This is a genomic window from Arenibacter arenosicollis, from assembly GCF_014397245.1.
GTDB lineage: Bacteria > Bacteroidota > Bacteroidia > Flavobacteriales > Flavobacteriaceae > Arenibacter > Arenibacter arenosicollis.
Window position 1 is genome coordinate 1 of the sequence record NZ_JACLHY010000022.1, and the last position, 15,556, is coordinate 15,556.

The 15,556-nt window shown below is 37.6% G+C and carries 18 protein-coding genes and 1 pseudogene; 13 read left to right on the forward strand and 6 right to left on the reverse strand.

The features are described from left to right. Positions 1-134: 134 nt before the first annotated feature. The 3 genes from H4O18_RS17295 to H4O18_RS17305 form a co-directional block, all read right to left on the reverse strand. Positions 135-998 (reverse strand): hypothetical protein, encoded by an 864-nt coding sequence (locus H4O18_RS17295; RefSeq protein WP_187586894.1) that lies wholly within the window; start codon positions 996-998, stop codon positions 135-137. A 17-nt stretch (positions 999-1,015) separates the two neighbouring features. Continuing rightward, on the reverse strand, positions 1,016-3,037 hold the full coding sequence (locus tag H4O18_RS17300; RefSeq protein WP_246474388.1) for a TonB-dependent receptor domain-containing protein: 2,022 nt from the start codon (positions 3,035-3,037) through the stop codon (positions 1,016-1,018). Between the two features lie 136 nt (positions 3,038-3,173). Beyond that, the gene (locus H4O18_RS17305) at positions 3,174-3,548 is read right to left on the reverse strand and encodes a hypothetical protein (RefSeq protein WP_187586896.1); all 375 of its coding nucleotides are present in this window, start codon (positions 3,546-3,548) and stop codon (positions 3,174-3,176) included. A gap of 282 nt (positions 3,549-3,830) precedes the next feature. Here H4O18_RS17305 and H4O18_RS17310 point away from each other — a divergent pair, with 282 nt between their 5' ends. From H4O18_RS17310 to H4O18_RS17350, 10 genes and pseudogenes are all read left to right on the forward strand, one after another. Further along, a complete protein-coding gene (locus H4O18_RS17310; RefSeq protein ID WP_187586898.1) occupies positions 3,831-4,265 on the forward strand; it encodes an RrF2 family transcriptional regulator in 435 nt (144 codons plus the stop codon). Between the two features lie 43 nt (positions 4,266-4,308). Beyond that, positions 4,309-4,746, forward strand: coding sequence for a hypothetical protein (locus H4O18_RS17315; protein ID WP_187586900.1), 438 nt, complete (start codon positions 4,309-4,311; stop codon positions 4,744-4,746). Between the two features lie 6 nt (positions 4,747-4,752). Further along, positions 4,753-5,340 (forward strand): annotated as a pseudogene (locus tag H4O18_RS22530) (tryptophan 2,3-dioxygenase family protein). 63 nt (positions 5,341-5,403) lie between these two features. After that, positions 5,404-5,712: a hypothetical protein gene (locus H4O18_RS22535; protein ID WP_343065476.1), complete on the forward strand. Its 309-nt coding sequence runs from the start codon at positions 5,404-5,406 to the stop codon at positions 5,710-5,712. Beyond that, positions 5,666-5,962 (forward strand): cupin domain-containing protein, encoded by a 297-nt coding sequence (locus H4O18_RS17325; RefSeq protein ID WP_187587050.1) that lies wholly within the window; start codon positions 5,666-5,668, stop codon positions 5,960-5,962. Before H4O18_RS22535 ends, H4O18_RS17325 begins: the two co-directional genes overlap by 47 nt. Positions 5,963-5,967: 5 nt before the next feature. Next, on the forward strand, positions 5,968-6,693 hold the full coding sequence (gene ric, locus H4O18_RS17330; RefSeq protein WP_187586902.1) for an iron-sulfur cluster repair di-iron protein: 726 nt from the start codon (positions 5,968-5,970) through the stop codon (positions 6,691-6,693). A gap of 199 nt (positions 6,694-6,892) precedes the next feature. Next, entirely contained in the window at positions 6,893-7,354 is a 462-nt protein-coding gene (locus tag H4O18_RS17335; RefSeq protein WP_187586904.1) for a hemerythrin domain-containing protein, read from the forward strand. Positions 7,355-7,373: 19 nt separating this feature from the next. Further along, on the forward strand, positions 7,374-7,658 hold the full coding sequence (locus tag H4O18_RS17340; RefSeq protein ID WP_187586906.1) for a hypothetical protein: 285 nt from the start codon (positions 7,374-7,376) through the stop codon (positions 7,656-7,658). Positions 7,659-7,663: 5 nt separating this feature from the next. Then, on the forward strand, positions 7,664-8,005 hold the full coding sequence (locus H4O18_RS17345) for a 2Fe-2S iron-sulfur cluster-binding protein (protein WP_187586908.1): 342 nt from the start codon (positions 7,664-7,666) through the stop codon (positions 8,003-8,005). A gap of 134 nt (positions 8,006-8,139) precedes the next feature. Then, positions 8,140-8,538, forward strand: a complete 399-nt coding sequence (locus tag H4O18_RS17350) for a group III truncated hemoglobin (RefSeq protein ID WP_187586910.1) — start codon at positions 8,140-8,142, stop codon at positions 8,536-8,538. Here H4O18_RS17350 and H4O18_RS17355 read toward each other — a convergent pair. From H4O18_RS17355 to H4O18_RS17365, 3 genes are all read right to left on the reverse strand, one after another. Further along, on the reverse strand, positions 8,535-9,752 hold the full coding sequence (locus H4O18_RS17355; protein ID WP_187586912.1) for a hypothetical protein: 1,218 nt from the start codon (positions 9,750-9,752) through the stop codon (positions 8,535-8,537). The genes H4O18_RS17350 and H4O18_RS17355 overlap by 4 nt on opposite strands. A gap of 277 nt (positions 9,753-10,029) precedes the next feature. Further along, positions 10,030-10,860, reverse strand: coding sequence for a GIY-YIG nuclease family protein (locus H4O18_RS17360; RefSeq protein WP_187586914.1), 831 nt, complete (start codon positions 10,858-10,860; stop codon positions 10,030-10,032). A gap of 96 nt (positions 10,861-10,956) precedes the next feature. Next, positions 10,957-11,421: a ferritin-like domain-containing protein gene (locus H4O18_RS17365; protein WP_187586933.1), complete on the reverse strand. Its 465-nt coding sequence runs from the start codon at positions 11,419-11,421 to the stop codon at positions 10,957-10,959. Between the two features lie 278 nt (positions 11,422-11,699). Between H4O18_RS17365 and H4O18_RS17370 the strand changes: the two genes are divergently transcribed. From H4O18_RS17370 to H4O18_RS17380, 3 genes are all read left to right on the forward strand, one after another. Continuing rightward, positions 11,700-12,152, forward strand: coding sequence for a response regulator (locus tag H4O18_RS17370; RefSeq protein ID WP_187586935.1), 453 nt, complete (start codon positions 11,700-11,702; stop codon positions 12,150-12,152). Beyond that, positions 12,149-14,668, forward strand: a complete 2,520-nt coding sequence (locus H4O18_RS17375) for a PAS domain-containing protein (RefSeq protein ID WP_187586945.1) — start codon at positions 12,149-12,151, stop codon at positions 14,666-14,668. The genes H4O18_RS17370 and H4O18_RS17375 overlap by 4 nt, the downstream gene beginning before the upstream one ends. Positions 14,669-14,793: 125 nt before the next feature. Then, a complete protein-coding gene (locus H4O18_RS17380) occupies positions 14,794-15,252 on the forward strand; it encodes a response regulator (RefSeq protein WP_187586947.1) in 459 nt (152 codons plus the stop codon). The last annotated feature ends 304 nt before the right edge of the window (positions 15,253-15,556 follow it).

The following is a 15,556-nucleotide window of genomic DNA, read 5'->3' on the forward strand; positions in this document are numbered from 1 at the left end:
AAGACCACATTTGAGCCTTAATTATAAAACACCTAATTTTATACATAACAAAAAACCTGTGAAGTTAACTTCACAGGTCTAATATATATTCTTTAAAAACCGTCAACCTATTTTAGGACGTCTCAAAGTTTTGTCTAAAACTCCAATTCAAAATACAAACTACTGGCTTCGTTTTCCTCTGTAACATCTTCGCCTTTCAACACTTCTCCAGAGCCATTAAACAACTTCAAATTAAGCTTCCAATACCCCGTCATTGTCAAAGAAAGTTTTCCTTTATAACTTTTGGCAGCGGTATCATAGGTTAAATCCTCATTGTTGGGGGAACTGTGATTACCCATACCTGGCATACGTGGATCAAGTGCAATAGTGTAATTTTCAACTGCGGGAAAGCTCATCATATTTTCCATTTTAAACAACATTGCCTGTATATCGTTAACGGCAACTTGCGGGTCTAAGGGTTCTGCCATGGCCAAGACATACCTTACATCATCACTCCCCATAAACGAACTTACCTTTTGTTTACCATCGCTGGGAGCTACAACATCAATGGTTTCCGTCAAAGAATACTCCTTACCCTCCACTGTATATGTAAAAGTTATGTCCCAAAATTCATCCGTATTTCCTGCCATTTGAAATACAAGGTACCCCTTTGAAACCGTATTGTTTTCTTCCGTAATATTCAGGTCCGATTTTGGACATGAATGATTCATACTCATCATGTGCATGACAGGCATCCATGTAATTTCCGGATCGGCAAAATAGCTTTCATCGGCGTTGTCTTTAATACGTACGAAGATTTCATTGTATCCGGTAGTAAAACCATTCTTACCCTCAGAATATAGCTGCAAACTGTGACCGTTGGCCTCGATGTTTGCAAGCAAATTAAATTCTGCCATTGGATTTTCCTCAATTTTCGGCGAATCGTCCCCGTCTGATGTACAAGAACTTAATACCAAGGCTACTATGAATATTACTATAAATGGTTTTATTGTTTTCATTTTGTTTATTATTAAAATTAATTTATTGAATAAGAAAGTGTTAAGAAGAAATTTCTTCCCATACGTGGAATGTTCTTCCAATCGGTGTAAGTGGAGTAATTTTCATCAAAAATATTCTCCATCCCGAATTTCGCATACATTGAATCGTTGTTAAAATTGAAGGTTTTTCCAAAGGTCAAGGAACAAACTGTATATGCCTGTGTTTGATCCTCCCCAAAATCCGGGTTATAGTTAACTTGTTTTGCTGCCCCGGTTATCCTTAAACCGGCAGAAAATAATTTGCTGTTATATTGAAGACCTGAACGATATGAAAATGGACTAATAAATGGAATATTCTCCTGATTATTGTCCGTGCCTAGATGATAGGAGATTAATCCTGACCATTTCAATTCTGGCAGAACTGTGTATTCCATATCCAACGAAGTATTGAACAAATTGGCATACTCCAAATTTTTATAAATCTTGACCCCATCCGCACCAATGGTCATTACACTAAGGGAAGGATCGACCTCTCCAATGATATAATCTTTAATGTGGAAATAATTGGCCTCCGCGCTCACCTTAAATTTGGACTTCTCCCAAGTAATCTTGGTATTGGCCTCCATCGATTTTTCATTGGCAAGTCCCGGATTCCCAATATAATCATGGTTATCAAAGCTATTGAACAAATAAAACCCATATCCCTCGGTAACGGATGGCGCCCTATCCCCATAGGATAGTCCGGCATTGAAATGCCAGGGCATCCACATTTTATGCCATTGGCCAGAAATACTTTTCAGGAAGCGTGTTTTGGATGTTTCCATATCAGGATAAAAAATCCTTAGACTATTCAATCCAAATTCGTCCGCAACGTTCTGATTCTGCACGGCCATTCTGGTGGCTATTTTTAAAAAGCTACCATTTAAATTTAGCTCATCTTCCGCATAGACCCCAGCATTGGCAGTACGCACATCGGGCCAAGTGAGCATAAACATGGGCAACTCATCAGGGTCGTTGGGATACATTGTCATTTCTGCCAACGACTTATTGTAATAACCATCTGCTTTGAACAAAAATTGATGCTTTTTAAGCTTTAAGAGGGCTTGTGAGAAGAATCCATAGGTATCGCTCCAACCGGGCATATCCATATGAATGGGCACATCGGGCCTTTTGGTATCATCCATAACATGGGTAACCTTATTAAAATACACCTTGGATTTCCAATTACTTAAACTGCCCCATAAATCATCTTGTTCAAAACCAATGGATGCAATGATGGCCCTGGCCAAAGAAACATCCATAGTTAATGCGGGATAACCTACATCCCTGGCCTCATCAAATATAAGACTCCCTGTTAGTGCCTGATCTTCGGCGATTTTATAACCGCCACTGGCTGAAACATTATATTTTTCAAATTGGGAAAACTGAACTTCTTCATCACCGCCTGCAAAATAATTTTCTGCCTTGCGATAAATAATATCCGTATCCACATAGAAATTGGAATCAGAATAATTAAGCTCGGCCCCAACAACACTCATCTGGTTGTTGCTTTCAAAACCGGTCTCCAATCCGCCGTATAATCCAGTCTCCTTAAAATTACCCCTATCCAGCTCCAAATTAATGGCGCCACCAATGGTAGTACCGTGTTCGGCCCCTTGTTGTCCAGAAGCTATGTGGGCCTTTGACAAATTGGACACATCCACATAAGAAGTTATGGGATCCATCTTGTCCGTACATGCGCCAAAAATCCTCATGCCATCTATGGTAACCGAAAGACGTTCAGAGAACATATTGTTCAAAGTAGGTTCCCAGGCATAGGCACCCCTTTTCACCATATCCACTTTTTTTGACGATTCCAAATATTCGTCCAAGGTTGATAAGGGTTTCGGCTGGCGATGGTAATCCAAAGTCTTTCTTGCCGATATCAGGATAACTTCGTCCAAGTTGATCGTGATAATCGAATCCTTTTGCAAAACCAATTCCTGTGCGCCATTGTAAATAGGTAAAAGTAATTTCCCTAACAAAAGCACCCACCTGGATATAGGTTTGCTCTTTGCCATAAGTATTAAGCATACTTTATGGGCACATCCAATAATTTTCACATGTTTAAATTTTAGATAATACAATTCATTTAGGAAGCCAAAATAGTGACATGGGAATTACAATAATTCCATGACTACCAAGGCGATAATTGAATTATACCAGCTCGGGAGGCTGTGCAATATCTGTAGTGTATAACCCAGAAATTAGCATCTGGGCTCTTTTAAAGTTATCCTGAATGCTATTTCCGTATTCATTACCAGTTCCAAAAACCATTAATGGTTCGAATGAAGATATGTACTGGATTTCCAAATTGAACCGCTTGCCTTCAAACGGATTTTTATCGCTCCCTTCCGATTCTTTGGCCAATTGTTTCGCCAAATAACATTTACCATCACAATGTAAGGAAGGAGTATCCCTATTTTCACAAAGATTCTCTACTATGTAGTCATAATTTACCGCATATTCTGCTAAAGGCCAAAGTGGCTTTATCAGCATGATCAATGCAACAAACAGAACTACTTGTTTCATTATATTTTTTTATAATTGAAAATTACAGCCCAAATATAAGACTACAATAATATTAACAAAGCTCCTTTTATAATCAAGGTCTGCTTTTTTTTTTAACATTCCGGACAAAGATAGGGCATAATACAAACATAAAAAGATGACAAATATCATGAACTTTAAAATTTGGGTTTAAACAAAAAATGTAAAAAACGAGATTGACAGTCGAAATTCATTTTATTTAGGATAAATTTGTCCGAAATAAGAATAAGACTTATATTTGTTCCTATCAAACTTAGAGTAACTATGTTTTCCAAAGCCTGCGAATACGGAATAAAAGCCACCATATATATAGCTGTTAAGTCTATGCACAAAGAACGTGTAAGCCTTAAAGAGATTGCGGAAGAAGTGAATTCACCGGTAGCATTTACTGCTAAGATATTACAGTCTTTGGCCAAGAGTGGCATTATAGACTCCCACAAGGGTCCAACGGGTGGCTTTCAGATCGAAGAATCAAGAATTGATACCATTAAATTACATGATATAGTGCATGCCATAGACGGCGATAATATTTTCAATGGCTGCGGTCTAGGATTAAAACAATGTGATGCCAGACAACCTTGTCCCGTTCATCATAAATTTGTGGTAGTTCGGGACAATCTAAAGATAATGCTACAAAATACCAGCTTGTATGAATTGGCCACAGGCTTGGATATTGGTCTGACCCATCTGAAAAGATAAAATTTTTAACTATAAAAGGATAAAAAGGTATTAAAATCTTTATATGAAGGCAACAACAAATAATCTGTACATACTAGCTTCTGTTTTTTTGTGGATTGGATTTGTAGGGGCTATTAGCTTTATGGAGGCTTGGTTAAAATTTCAAGAACCTACATTAACGCTGTCCGTGGGACTGGGCATAGGTAAATTAGTGTTCAATGCACTGAACAAAGTGGAATTGGTCCTTGCCACTATCATTTTACTTACTTTATACAGGACTTCCAAGAAGATTTTTTTATGGAGAAATCTCTTTTTCCTTATTCCATTGGCCATTCTAATTTTTCAAACCTTAATTCTCCTACCCATTTTGGACGCAAGGGCTATAGCGATCATTGAAAATAATCCTGTTCCAATATCCAACGCCCATTTATATTATGTAGGTCTAGAGGTGGTCAAAGTAACAACCTTATTTATTTACGGAATTAATATATATAAAACCTAAACTGTGATGGACATTATCCAAAAAATAACAGAAAAATACCAATCCCTTGGAGAGAATCCGGCCACCTATCTTCAAGGTCTTCTCCATTCAAAACCAATCACCTATTGGGATTACGTTGAAGTGGACACCTTACTCTCCCTTCAAAAACCACGTACCAATTTTAATGATGAGTCCATTTTTATTATGTACCATCAGGCAACCGAACTTTATATAAAAATGATGCTGCACGAACTGCAGCAAATAGTGGCGGAAACCAACCCTACCACTAAATTCCTTACAACCAAACTGGATCGACTTATAAAATAAACCACTATATTGATCAATTCCTTTGATATTATGACGGTGGGCATGGACTATGACGATTATAATACATTTCGTACTACCCTTACCCCGGCGAGTGGTTTTCAATCGGCACAATTTAGGTTTATAGAACTTCATTGTACGTCATTGACCAACCTAATCAGTATTAGGAAAAAAAACCATTTATCCAATAATCCGGATTTAAGGGAATGTTTGGAACATGTCTATTGGAAGGATGCAGGAACCAACCCCAAAACCGGCGAAAAAACATTGACATTACAACTTTTTGAGTAAAAGTATCTTAAACGGTATATTGAATCCGCCAATAATTTAATAGGCAACACCCTAGAGGACAAGTTGGAACAACTACCCTATATTCCCGATGCCCTAAGAATTAGACTTCGCACTTTTGACAAGCTTTACAATATTGAATGGCCATTGGTCCATTTACATACCGCCGAACATTATTTGGATAAAAAAGGTCAAAACAAAGCAGCTACAGGCGGCTCTGAATGGAAAAAATACCTACACCCAAAATATCAACAACGCAAATTTTTCCCGGCCTTGTGGACGGAAACCGAAAAACAAAACTGGGGAATAAACAACAAATATGAAGACTATGGAAGTATTGAACAGACCAGAATTGACGCACCTGCAGGTAGGTGAAAATCTTAAAATCCTACAAATTAAGGCCTTGGCCGGAATGGGTATGCCTAAGCATCACAGTACCAAAGAAGCGGTAATTGTTGTCCAGAAGGGTAAAGCCATACTTAACACCAAGGATACCGAATATCTTTTGGAGAAAGGATCCTCAATGTTGGTACCTGCAGGATTGGAACACAGTCTAACCATACTAGAAGAATTTGAAGCAGTTGCCATAATGGCAAAAGATTGTAATATAAATTTTAACAATTAATAATCATGGAAAATTTAATGACCAAAAGTATAGGGGAAATAGTAGCGGAAAACTATCGCACTGCCCAAATATTCAAAAATCATAAAATAGATTTTTGCTGTAAGGGAAACAGAAGCATAGTAGAAGTGGCCGAAAAAAATAAGCTGGACGCGAATCTTTTGTTGCAGGAAATTGAAACGGTACAACATCAAACAAACGATAACAATATCGATTTCAAAACTTGGCCCTTGGACCTACTTGCTGACTATATAGAGAAAAAACATCACCGCTACGTAGAGGCGCAGATACCTATTTTAAATCAATATTTGGCTAAACTATGCCGAGTTCATGGAGAGCGACATTCAGAACTGTTGGAAATTACAGCCCATTTCAACAAGAGTGCTGGAGAACTTGCCATGCATATGAAAAAAGAGGAACTAATTGTTTTCCCTGCCGTACGTAAAATGCTCCATAGCAAACATTTAGGAAATCCACTGGCCCAACAAAATTTCGGCACTATTCAGAATCCCATACAAATGATGATGCAAGAACATGAGAATGAAGGGGATCGTTTTAGGCTAATCGCGGAATTAAGTGATAATTACACCCCTCCAGCTGACGCCTGTAACACTTACCGTGTAACATTTTCCCTGCTACAGGAATTTGAAGAGGATTTGCACAAACATATACATTTGGAAAATAACATTCTCTTCCCAAAAGCCATAGAATTGGAAAAAGTATTAAATGATTAAATCAAAGTCTAAAGAGCAATAGGCAAGATGATTAGTGAAATAAACAGGCAAACCGATCCGGTACCGGTTATGACTTTACTTAAAAGTCCCCCCCCCCCGACCGTGCCGTATTGGTCCCTGTTTACCAAAGGACTAACGAATACCATGACCAAGAATAGGCCCAACAGGACCATTGGGCGATAACTAAAAAATAGTGACTATGAAAACCAAACCTATTAAAAGACACCAGGCCTTGCAACCCTTGAGCAGGGACCATCATCAGGGACTACTGTTATCTTGGAAAATTAGGACTGGCTTTGCCAAAGGCATCTCAGTGGATCGCATAAAAAACTACACTGACTGGTTTTATAAAATCCATTTAATTCCACATTTTAAAGAGGAGGAAAAATACATCTTTCCCATATTGGGAAACGATAATGAATTAGACAAAAAAGCCATTGCCCAACATAGAAGACTGGACCGGTTATTCAATAGCTCTTTGGAGTTAAAAAAGTCTTTAAACCGTATAGAGGAAGAATTGGAACAGCATATCCGATTTGAGGAAAGGGTACTGTTCAATGAAATTCAGAAAGTAGCCACCAAACAGCAAATGGAATTCATTTTGGAACATCATAAAGAAACCAAGTTTTTGGATAATAATACAGATACGTTTTGGGAGTAAAAATATAAATATGAAGATTATGAAGCTCTATAATCAGTTGTTAAACGAATTTGAAAGGGAACAAACGGGGTATTCCACCATTGCTATTATTGGGCAAAGTTGTATTGGATCTGTTGCTGCCATGGTACTTCTCATGAATAATATGCCGACGGCGATAAAACTGACATTACTTTTCCTGGTCACCATCCTCTGTATGGCCTATAATGCAGCGGTTTTGGCCCAATTAAGTACTAAAACAACCTTTAACTTACTCGTTTTAAGCATCGTTTTCAGTATCCTAACCATAATTGGAAATCTTATTTAAAACAAATGAAACAGGAGAAGTACACCTTTACCTATATTGACGAATTTGGGGATATTTGTTCTGCCAATTTTAGGCTAAACGAATACCATAGTCTAATGGATCTTCTTTTCGACAAATACCTGCAGGAATGGGGCGATTGTAAAGGCAGGGCATGGTGCGGAACATGCCATATACAAATTCTTGAAGGCACTTTAAGTGCAAAAATACAGAACGATGAAAAACATACCTTGTCCAAACTGCATGGTGCCTCAGCTCACAGTAGATTGGCCTGTCAAATCCCTGTTAATTCGAATCTCCATAATATGGTTTTTAAGGTAATAACGGAAAATGATTATGGAACCAATTAATTAGGGGACCGGCGAGAAGTAGAAATTATAGATACCAAGAAGACCTATTGCCTTTCAAAAAAAGTATAATTATCCCCAACTAAAAAAGCAACCAACTACCTTTGTAATCTGCCCAAAGAAATTAAATTTAAACTATGTCATTAAAATCGGAAATAAAAACGAGGCAGGATGTTAATCTTTTAGTGGTTAGTTTTTATGCCAAAATTAGAAAACACCCAACATTGGGACCCATTTTCAATGGTATAATCAAAGATTGGGACAGCCACCTGGAGTTGCTTACCGATTTTTGGGAGAGTCAATTATTGCTTCAACGAAAATATATGGGAAACCCCATTGTTGTTCACCAGGAGGTAGACGAGAAAATGAACCACACTATTACTCCGGAGCATTTTGGCCTTTGGTTAAACGAATGGTTTTCCACCATTGATGAACTATTTGAAGGAGAAGTCGCATGGATTGCCAAAAACAGGGCCCAAAAAATGTCTACCATGCTCTATATGCAGATTTACCAGCATAGAAATAAGGGAGCTTAAATCCCTGACTTTGCACCATCACCCTTGGAGTGCCAAAGAATCAATATCAAAGCAATAGGAATTAGAGAACTGCCCAAGACCAAGAGTTTTAGGTAGGCTTCGAATAATGGCCACCCCAACCAGGCTGCCATGCCCTTATAAAAAATAAGCAATTCGGTTATTGCAAAGCCCAGTATATAAACAACATAGCTGGATTTGGAGAGCTTTATAAATCCGAAAAATTCCAAAAAGAAGAATAAACCTAAAGTAATGACGCCTAAAAAGGTCCAATGCAAATAACCAATGGTGAAATCCAAAACCGTTGAAGCCAAGTTGGCAAAGTAAGGCATGGCAGTTAGCAATTGCAACATCATTTTGACAAATAACAATATTGCCCCCAATTTTAAAATGCCAAATTGAAATTTGGAAAAACCAGATTGCAATACCAACCTATTTCCATAACAAATCTTTAATAAAATGCCGAAGCCGATCAATTGCAATAATGCGCCCAACCCTCCCAAAATATAGTATATCAATGCTGGTCCTGTCCAAAGGGTAGACAGGAAAAAGCTTAGTACTATACCCAATAAGGTGGTCCAGAAAAAGTATTTAAAAATCCTTGGAGAAATGATAATTTGATGTTTTTCCAACAGGTAAAAAAGGAGTCCCGTCAGTCCCAATATCATCCATCCGTTATATTGAAAATGCAGGTAAAAGTAGATGGCCAATCTATACCATATGGATTCGGGCCCCAAAATGGTCATTATTGCACCCAAGGCCCAAGGTCCAAGACTGGAACCTATCATAAACCATAGGGCTGCCCTTACACAGATATAGGCTTTAGTATTCTTTATGGAAGTAGGAGCGTATTTTATAAAAAAAGCGGTAAACCAATAGGATGCCAATAAAAATAAGGTGGAAAAAACAATGGAAAACAAGGCATATCCCTGAAAGGGAAAGGATAACAACATTCCTAACAAACATAACTGTGTAAACCAGAAAATCCCTCGATATTTACCTTGCAGGTCCTCCTTTTTTAAAAAAAGGTGATACAGCAAGGTGGTCAGTGCAATATATACCCATCCCAAAAGCGCTATATGGGAATGGGTATGCACAATAAAGCGGTAATTAATCGGCATAGGGGCAACTACATATGTACGCAATACCACCCCTAGTAATGCCGCCAATAAAAAATAGCCTAAGGATACCTTAATATGGGATTTAGTGTAAAGCACGCTTCATTGAAATTCTGTTAAAGGTACTATTAAAAATCCTTTCTTATTGCAAGACATTGGCCATAACTTCAGTAAAGGCTACACTAAATCAGCCTTCCAGACTTAGAAATGAAATTAGGTTTTTGTGATCATTTATTATTCCATTCGATAGAATCATAATATTTTTAATTTTATCAAATTCTCAATTTTTAAACTCCATGCTAAAAAATAATCCAATAGTCACTCTTCCTTACAAACTATTATTTATGCTTGGATTGTAAGAACCTATTCCTGGGTGTCATAATCCCATAATTGTTTCGGCCTCTAAATACATTATTTTGGAACGATTCTTTTTTCGATAAGTGTTCAGTATTTGAACGACATGAAATGTATGTTTACGAGGATTCATTAAATCCAAAAGGTCTTCAATACCACAAATCTGTTGAGAACTATCTATATATTTAAAACCCTGATAAACCCCGTTCAATACCAAAATTAAACTCTGTTCTCCGCTTCGCCTGCCTTTTTCTCGAACTATATAACTATCGGCGTTGGCCTTTAAGGATGCGATTGCCCTTTTGGCACGCTCATTATAACTTCCAATATTCTCCTCTTCACAACACACTCCTTGGCAAAACGGGAATTTGATATGGTTACATTTTCCACTTTTGCGTTGAAGTCCTGAATACTTGGGACAGAGATTGAATTCTTCACACAGGTGTTCCAACTTTTTTTTGGCAGCGCCTTTTGTATAAAATAGTTCAGAAGACACATGTAATCGTGGCATTTCTTCCACAGTCAATTGTAGAACGCCCATTTTATTATAAGCCGCACAAACATAGTATGCGATATGGGACTTTTTCTGTAAGGTATTATAGATGGGCATGTGCTTTTGAATCAAGTCCGATTCAAGTAGAAGTGCAATGAGTTCGTTTCCAGCCAGTTCATAATCTATTGAGAAGGTGGCGTTGCACAAAACAATCTCCTTTTGCGCTTTGCTTTGAAAATGACTAAGGACCCGTTTTTTAATATTCTTGGCTTTGCCAATATAAATTACTACTCCTTCTTTATCTTGGAATTTATAAATACCAGATCTGCTGGGCAATGCATCGAACTGTTGGTGATTCATTAGATAAAATGGATTTAATCCCAAAAGTAGGAAAAATTCCAAACATTGGGCCAAAATCAATATTCCAGGAAACTGAAACAATCAAATGAAATTTGGCTAAGATTCTTCCTGAAACTCGATATTGTCGATTGCATGTAAGATAACTAGACCATTTTCTATTTTAGAACGTTGTGCTCTTATAATAGCTTTTGTGGTAGGCCCCAGGGTTGTCGCGGCCAATACGTCGCTGTACTCCTCTAAGGCAGCCCTTTCGCCTCTGATGGCCTCCTCCAGCATTGCCTCATCATTATCCAATGAAAATGCCGCCTTTACATCCATCCAAACTCGGTGGAAATCTCCAATTAGGCTAGGAGTCTTAACACAGGGATGTCCCAATGAATGGAGTTCCAATTTGAGTTCTTCCCTGAACATTCTCCTTTCTAAGGCTTTTGCCGTAAACCACTCCTTCAGTGAACTGGCTTTTGAAATTTCAGCAGCCTTTTCGAAACCCTTTTCAGCATCACTATTTTTTTGCACAAGGGCATTAAGTTTAACTGTAATTTGCTCTGAGTCCATTTTCATAACATTAATATTTAGAGACCGTAAATTTTTCCTTCATATTCTTTGGAACGCGCTTTAAGAAAAATCTTAAAATCTGAAGTTTCTCATATGTTCCGGCTATTACCGAAAATCCATAGTTTTAAAATGGTATGTTGACTCGTTTGAATCAAAAATTAACTTGTTCAAGACCTCATAGTTTATTTAAGAATTGCAATTTGCTCAACAAAAGGATAAATTATATTTTTGGAAATCCTTTAATACTCTATTAATCTCGATGTCCATTTTCAATACTGATTTCTATGTGCGATAATCCCTACCATGTATTCTTAATCGATGATGATGAGGACGATCGTGATCTGTTCGAAGATGCGTTAATGGAAATTCCCACAAAAACACGTGTCGTAACTTTTGGCAGCGGTATTGAATTATTTAATTTCATAAAAGATGAAAATAACCAGCCTCCACAAATTATTTTTCTGGATTTAAATATGCCAATGATGAGTGGGGAAGAATGCTTACAAAAAATCCGTGAAAATCCTCGTTTTAGGAATCTTCCTGTCGTCATATTCTCCACATCGATTGTGGACCCATTGGTTAATCGGGTAAAAAGTTTAGGTGCCAGCCTTTACGTAAAAAAGCCATCTTCGTTTTCCTCCTTGAAGTCTATTTTGGAAAGTTGTATAACAGCCTTACTTGAAAACGAAATAAAGATAGGCGTGGAATTGGATTTTATCGTAAAAGAAAATTTATGAGCATAGATATAAATTCGAGCATACCCAAATTTCTTCAAGGTGGTGGCAAAATGGGTCAAATCATTTATGAAAAGGACTGGACTTCCCATTCTTTGGGAAAGCCTGAAAATTGGCCCATGTCCTTAAAAATATCGATAAGTAATATATTGAAAACAGCATTCCCGAAATTTATTTATTGGGGAAGAGATCTGATATGCTTTTATAACGATGCTTTTAGGCCCAGTTTGGGAAAGGACGGAAAACATCCATCCATACTTGGTGAAAAGGCTGAAGTTGCCTGGCCCGAAACTTGGGAAATCATCAAACCACTAATTGATCAGGTCCTGAAGACAGGTAAACCTACATGGAACAAAAACCAGTTGATACCTATTTACAGAAATGGGAAGATGGAGAATGTTTATTGGACATTTAGTTATAGTGCCCTTTTAGCTGACGATGAAAATATAAAGGGAGTTATGGTGACTTGCACAGAAACCACCGAAGAAATACTCAACCTACAAAGATTGGAGGAAAGTGAAGATCTATTAAAATTCGCAATTGATGCTGCTGAACTCGGTACATGGGATTACAACCCACATACCAACAGATTTAATGGCAATGATAGGCTCAAAAGTTGGTTTGGTATCTCTACAGAAGATGAAATAGAATTGACCTTGGCTACGGAAGCCATGGTCCCAAGGGACAGGGATAGGGTTACACAGGCCATAAAGCGAGCGCTGGAAGGTGTCAATGGGGGAAAATATGACATTACATACTCCATTGAGAACAAGAAGACCCATGAAATAAAAATAGTTCGTGCTTTAGGTCGGGCATGGTTCAACGGTAGTGGTGAGGCCTACCGTTTTAATGGAACATTGCACGATGTTACTGAGCAAGAGAAATCGGCTGAAAAATTACGGATGGCCAATCAACAAATAAAAAATGAAAAGGATAGATTTAAGAATATTATCCATAATGCCCCTGTGGGTATAGCTATATTTAAAGGAGAGCAATGTATTGTGGAAATGGCAAATCCCTTTATATTGGCAATTCTTGATAAAACCTCCGAGGAATTGGAGGGTCAACCACTTTATGAGGTGCTTCCAGAAATAGAGAATGGAGTAAGTCCGCTTTTCGAGGAGGTCTTGAAAAATCGAGAGTCGGTCTTAGGAACTGAATTGATTCTACCCATAAAACGCAAAGGAAAAATTGTAAATGCATATTTCAATTTCATACTACATCCATTAAACAAGCATTCAGATGATGTTTTGGAGGTCATGTTTATCACCAACGAAGTCACTGATTACGTAGTGGCGCGTAATATATTGGAAGAGAACGAGAGCCAATTTAAAAACTTGGTGCTGCAATCGCCAATTGCAATGGCCATCCTTAGGGGTGAAAACCTAGTGATTGAAATGGCGAATAATAAATTGCTAAATCATTTTTGGAAGAGGTCTTGGGACAATGTTATCGGAAAAAGGCTAATAGAGGTCTTTCCCGAATTGGAAGGACAAGAATATGTGGGACAAATTACAAAGGTTTTAAGAACAGGCCAAACTGTACAGAAACAGGAGTCCAAAGCCATCGTTGTTAAAGATAACGAAACATTCGAATTTTATGTAGATTATATTTACTTGCCTTTGAGAGAAGTAGATGGTTCAATTTCTGGTGTTATGCTTACAGTAACAGACGTTACCGATCAATTCTTGGCAAAAGAAAAGCTGGTTAACTTTTCAAAGGAAATGGAAGAACTAGTAAAGGAGCGTACGGAACTTCTGAGAAAAGCTAACGATAAATTACATCAATCCGTCAAAAAATTGGAATACGCCAATGCGGAACTGGAATCTTTTACCTACGTTTCAAGCCATGATCTTCAAGAGCCATTGCGTAAAATACAGGTTTACACCTCACGAATTTTAGAACAAGAGCAAGATAACCTTAGCAAAACTTGCAAGAATTATTTTGAAAAGATTTCGGTCTCTGCAAGTCGTATGCGTATTTTAATCGACGATCTTTTGACCTTCTCACTATTAGAAGAAAACCAGATGGAATTTGAGCCTACAGAACTCAACGAGGTCTTCAACCAGGTTGTTGAAAACCTATCTAGCCGAATAGAAAATTCAGGTGCAAAAGTGAGCAGTTCCAGTTTACCCAAGGTACAAGCAATACCTTTCCAAATGCGTCAGGTTTTTAGCAATTTGTTAGGTAACGCCTTGAAATTTTCGAAAGAGAATATTCCTCCTGTAATTAATATCAGTACAGAAACGGCCAAGCTTACGGATTTGGAAGGTTTAAGTCTAAATAAGAATAATGCCTACCATAAAATTATTATAGAAGATAACGGCATCGGCTTTGAGGAAGAACAGGCTGAAAAAATATTCGAAGTCTTTAAACGCCTACATGACAAAAGCGAATACGAAGGTACCGGGATGGGGCTTTCTATAGTTAAGAAAATCATCCTTAACCACAACGGTGCAATAGAGGCTACGGGAACAGATGGTCAAGGTGCAATATTTACGATCTATCTTCCTCAATAACAAGGCACTTATTTTTGATTCCTACACCAAATCACGCAACCTATACCTTTGTAAGAAATTCTTCACGACACTTGGAAATATTCCAATTTATGTTCGTATTTTGGTCAACAATTCTACAAGAATAAATGACCAAAATAAATTCCTTTCCCAGTAAAATAATTTTGGTCGATGATGACGAAGACGATAGAGATCTCTTCGCCGAGGCCTTTCAGAGTTTAAACCTTCAGTCCGATCTTGTCCTGTTCAAGAACGGGCAGGAATTGTTGGAATATATACAGAAATTAGATAATTTAATTACAACCCATATTTTCTTAGATTTAAACATGCCCCTAATTTCAGGAATGGAAATATTGCGGCAGCTTCGTAAAACCTTGAAAGTGAATGATAGTTTTGTGACCATTTATTCAACTTCGGCTTCGCCAAGAGATGTGGAAAATGCATACAAATACGGGGCTAATGGTTATCTAAAAAAACCTTCCAGCTATCAACAATTATGCGAACTTATTTGTAAGGCTATTCAAGCCAGTACCGTAAACTATGGGAAACAATTGGCCAAGAACGAATTTATTCTGAATAAAGATTAGGAGCATCTCTTCAGCTATAGTTAAAGAATAATTTTACAGAGAAACTGGGACTTTTTCTGAGATATTGCGAGCCCACACTAATTAAATACCATATTTCATTTTTCCTGTTCCTATATAATTATGAAGAATAGTATTAGAAGCACCATTCCTATCATGCCTCACAAATAGCTCGAACCTCGGTGTTTTTCTTACCTCGTTATATCTGCCATCTTAATAAGCTAATTGCTTAGAAATTCTTTTTGAGCTACCAAACTAGGTGTCCAATAAATAATCCCTGCAGTTCCCCAAAAACAATACTAAACTT

Coding starts and splice junctions, on each gene's coding strand:
- H4O18_RS17295 (WP_187586894.1), bottom strand. CDS start 998: ATGAAAACAATAAAACCATTTATAGTAATATTCATAGTAGCCTTGGTA.
- H4O18_RS17300 (WP_246474388.1), bottom strand. CDS start 3,037: ATGGCAAAGAGCAAACCTATATCCAGGTGGGTGCTTTTGTTAGGGAAA.
- H4O18_RS17305 (WP_187586896.1), bottom strand. CDS start 3,548: ATGAAACAAGTAGTTCTGTTTGTTGCATTGATCATGCTGATAAAGCCA.
- H4O18_RS17310 (WP_187586898.1), top strand. CDS start 3,831: ATGTTTTCCAAAGCCTGCGAATACGGAATAAAAGCCACCATATATATA.
- H4O18_RS17315 (WP_187586900.1), top strand. CDS start 4,309: ATGAAGGCAACAACAAATAATCTGTACATACTAGCTTCTGTTTTTTTG.
- H4O18_RS17325 (WP_187587050.1), top strand. CDS start 5,666: ATGGAAGTATTGAACAGACCAGAATTGACGCACCTGCAGGTAGGTGAA.
- ric (WP_187586902.1), top strand. CDS start 5,968: ATGGAAAATTTAATGACCAAAAGTATAGGGGAAATAGTAGCGGAAAAC.
- H4O18_RS17335 (WP_187586904.1), top strand. CDS start 6,893: ATGAAAACCAAACCTATTAAAAGACACCAGGCCTTGCAACCCTTGAGC.
- H4O18_RS17340 (WP_187586906.1), top strand. CDS start 7,374: ATGAAGCTCTATAATCAGTTGTTAAACGAATTTGAAAGGGAACAAACG.
- H4O18_RS17345 (WP_187586908.1), top strand. CDS start 7,664: ATGAAACAGGAGAAGTACACCTTTACCTATATTGACGAATTTGGGGAT.
- H4O18_RS17350 (WP_187586910.1), top strand. CDS start 8,140: ATGTCATTAAAATCGGAAATAAAAACGAGGCAGGATGTTAATCTTTTA.
- H4O18_RS17360 (WP_187586914.1), bottom strand. CDS start 10,860: ATGAATCACCAACAGTTCGATGCATTGCCCAGCAGATCTGGTATTTAT.
- H4O18_RS17365 (WP_187586933.1), bottom strand. CDS start 11,421: ATGAAAATGGACTCAGAGCAAATTACAGTTAAACTTAATGCCCTTGTG.
- H4O18_RS17370 (WP_187586935.1), top strand. CDS start 11,700: ATGTGCGATAATCCCTACCATGTATTCTTAATCGATGATGATGAGGAC.
- H4O18_RS17375 (WP_187586945.1), top strand. CDS start 12,149: ATGAGCATAGATATAAATTCGAGCATACCCAAATTTCTTCAAGGTGGT.
- H4O18_RS17380 (WP_187586947.1), top strand. CDS start 14,794: ATGACCAAAATAAATTCCTTTCCCAGTAAAATAATTTTGGTCGATGAT.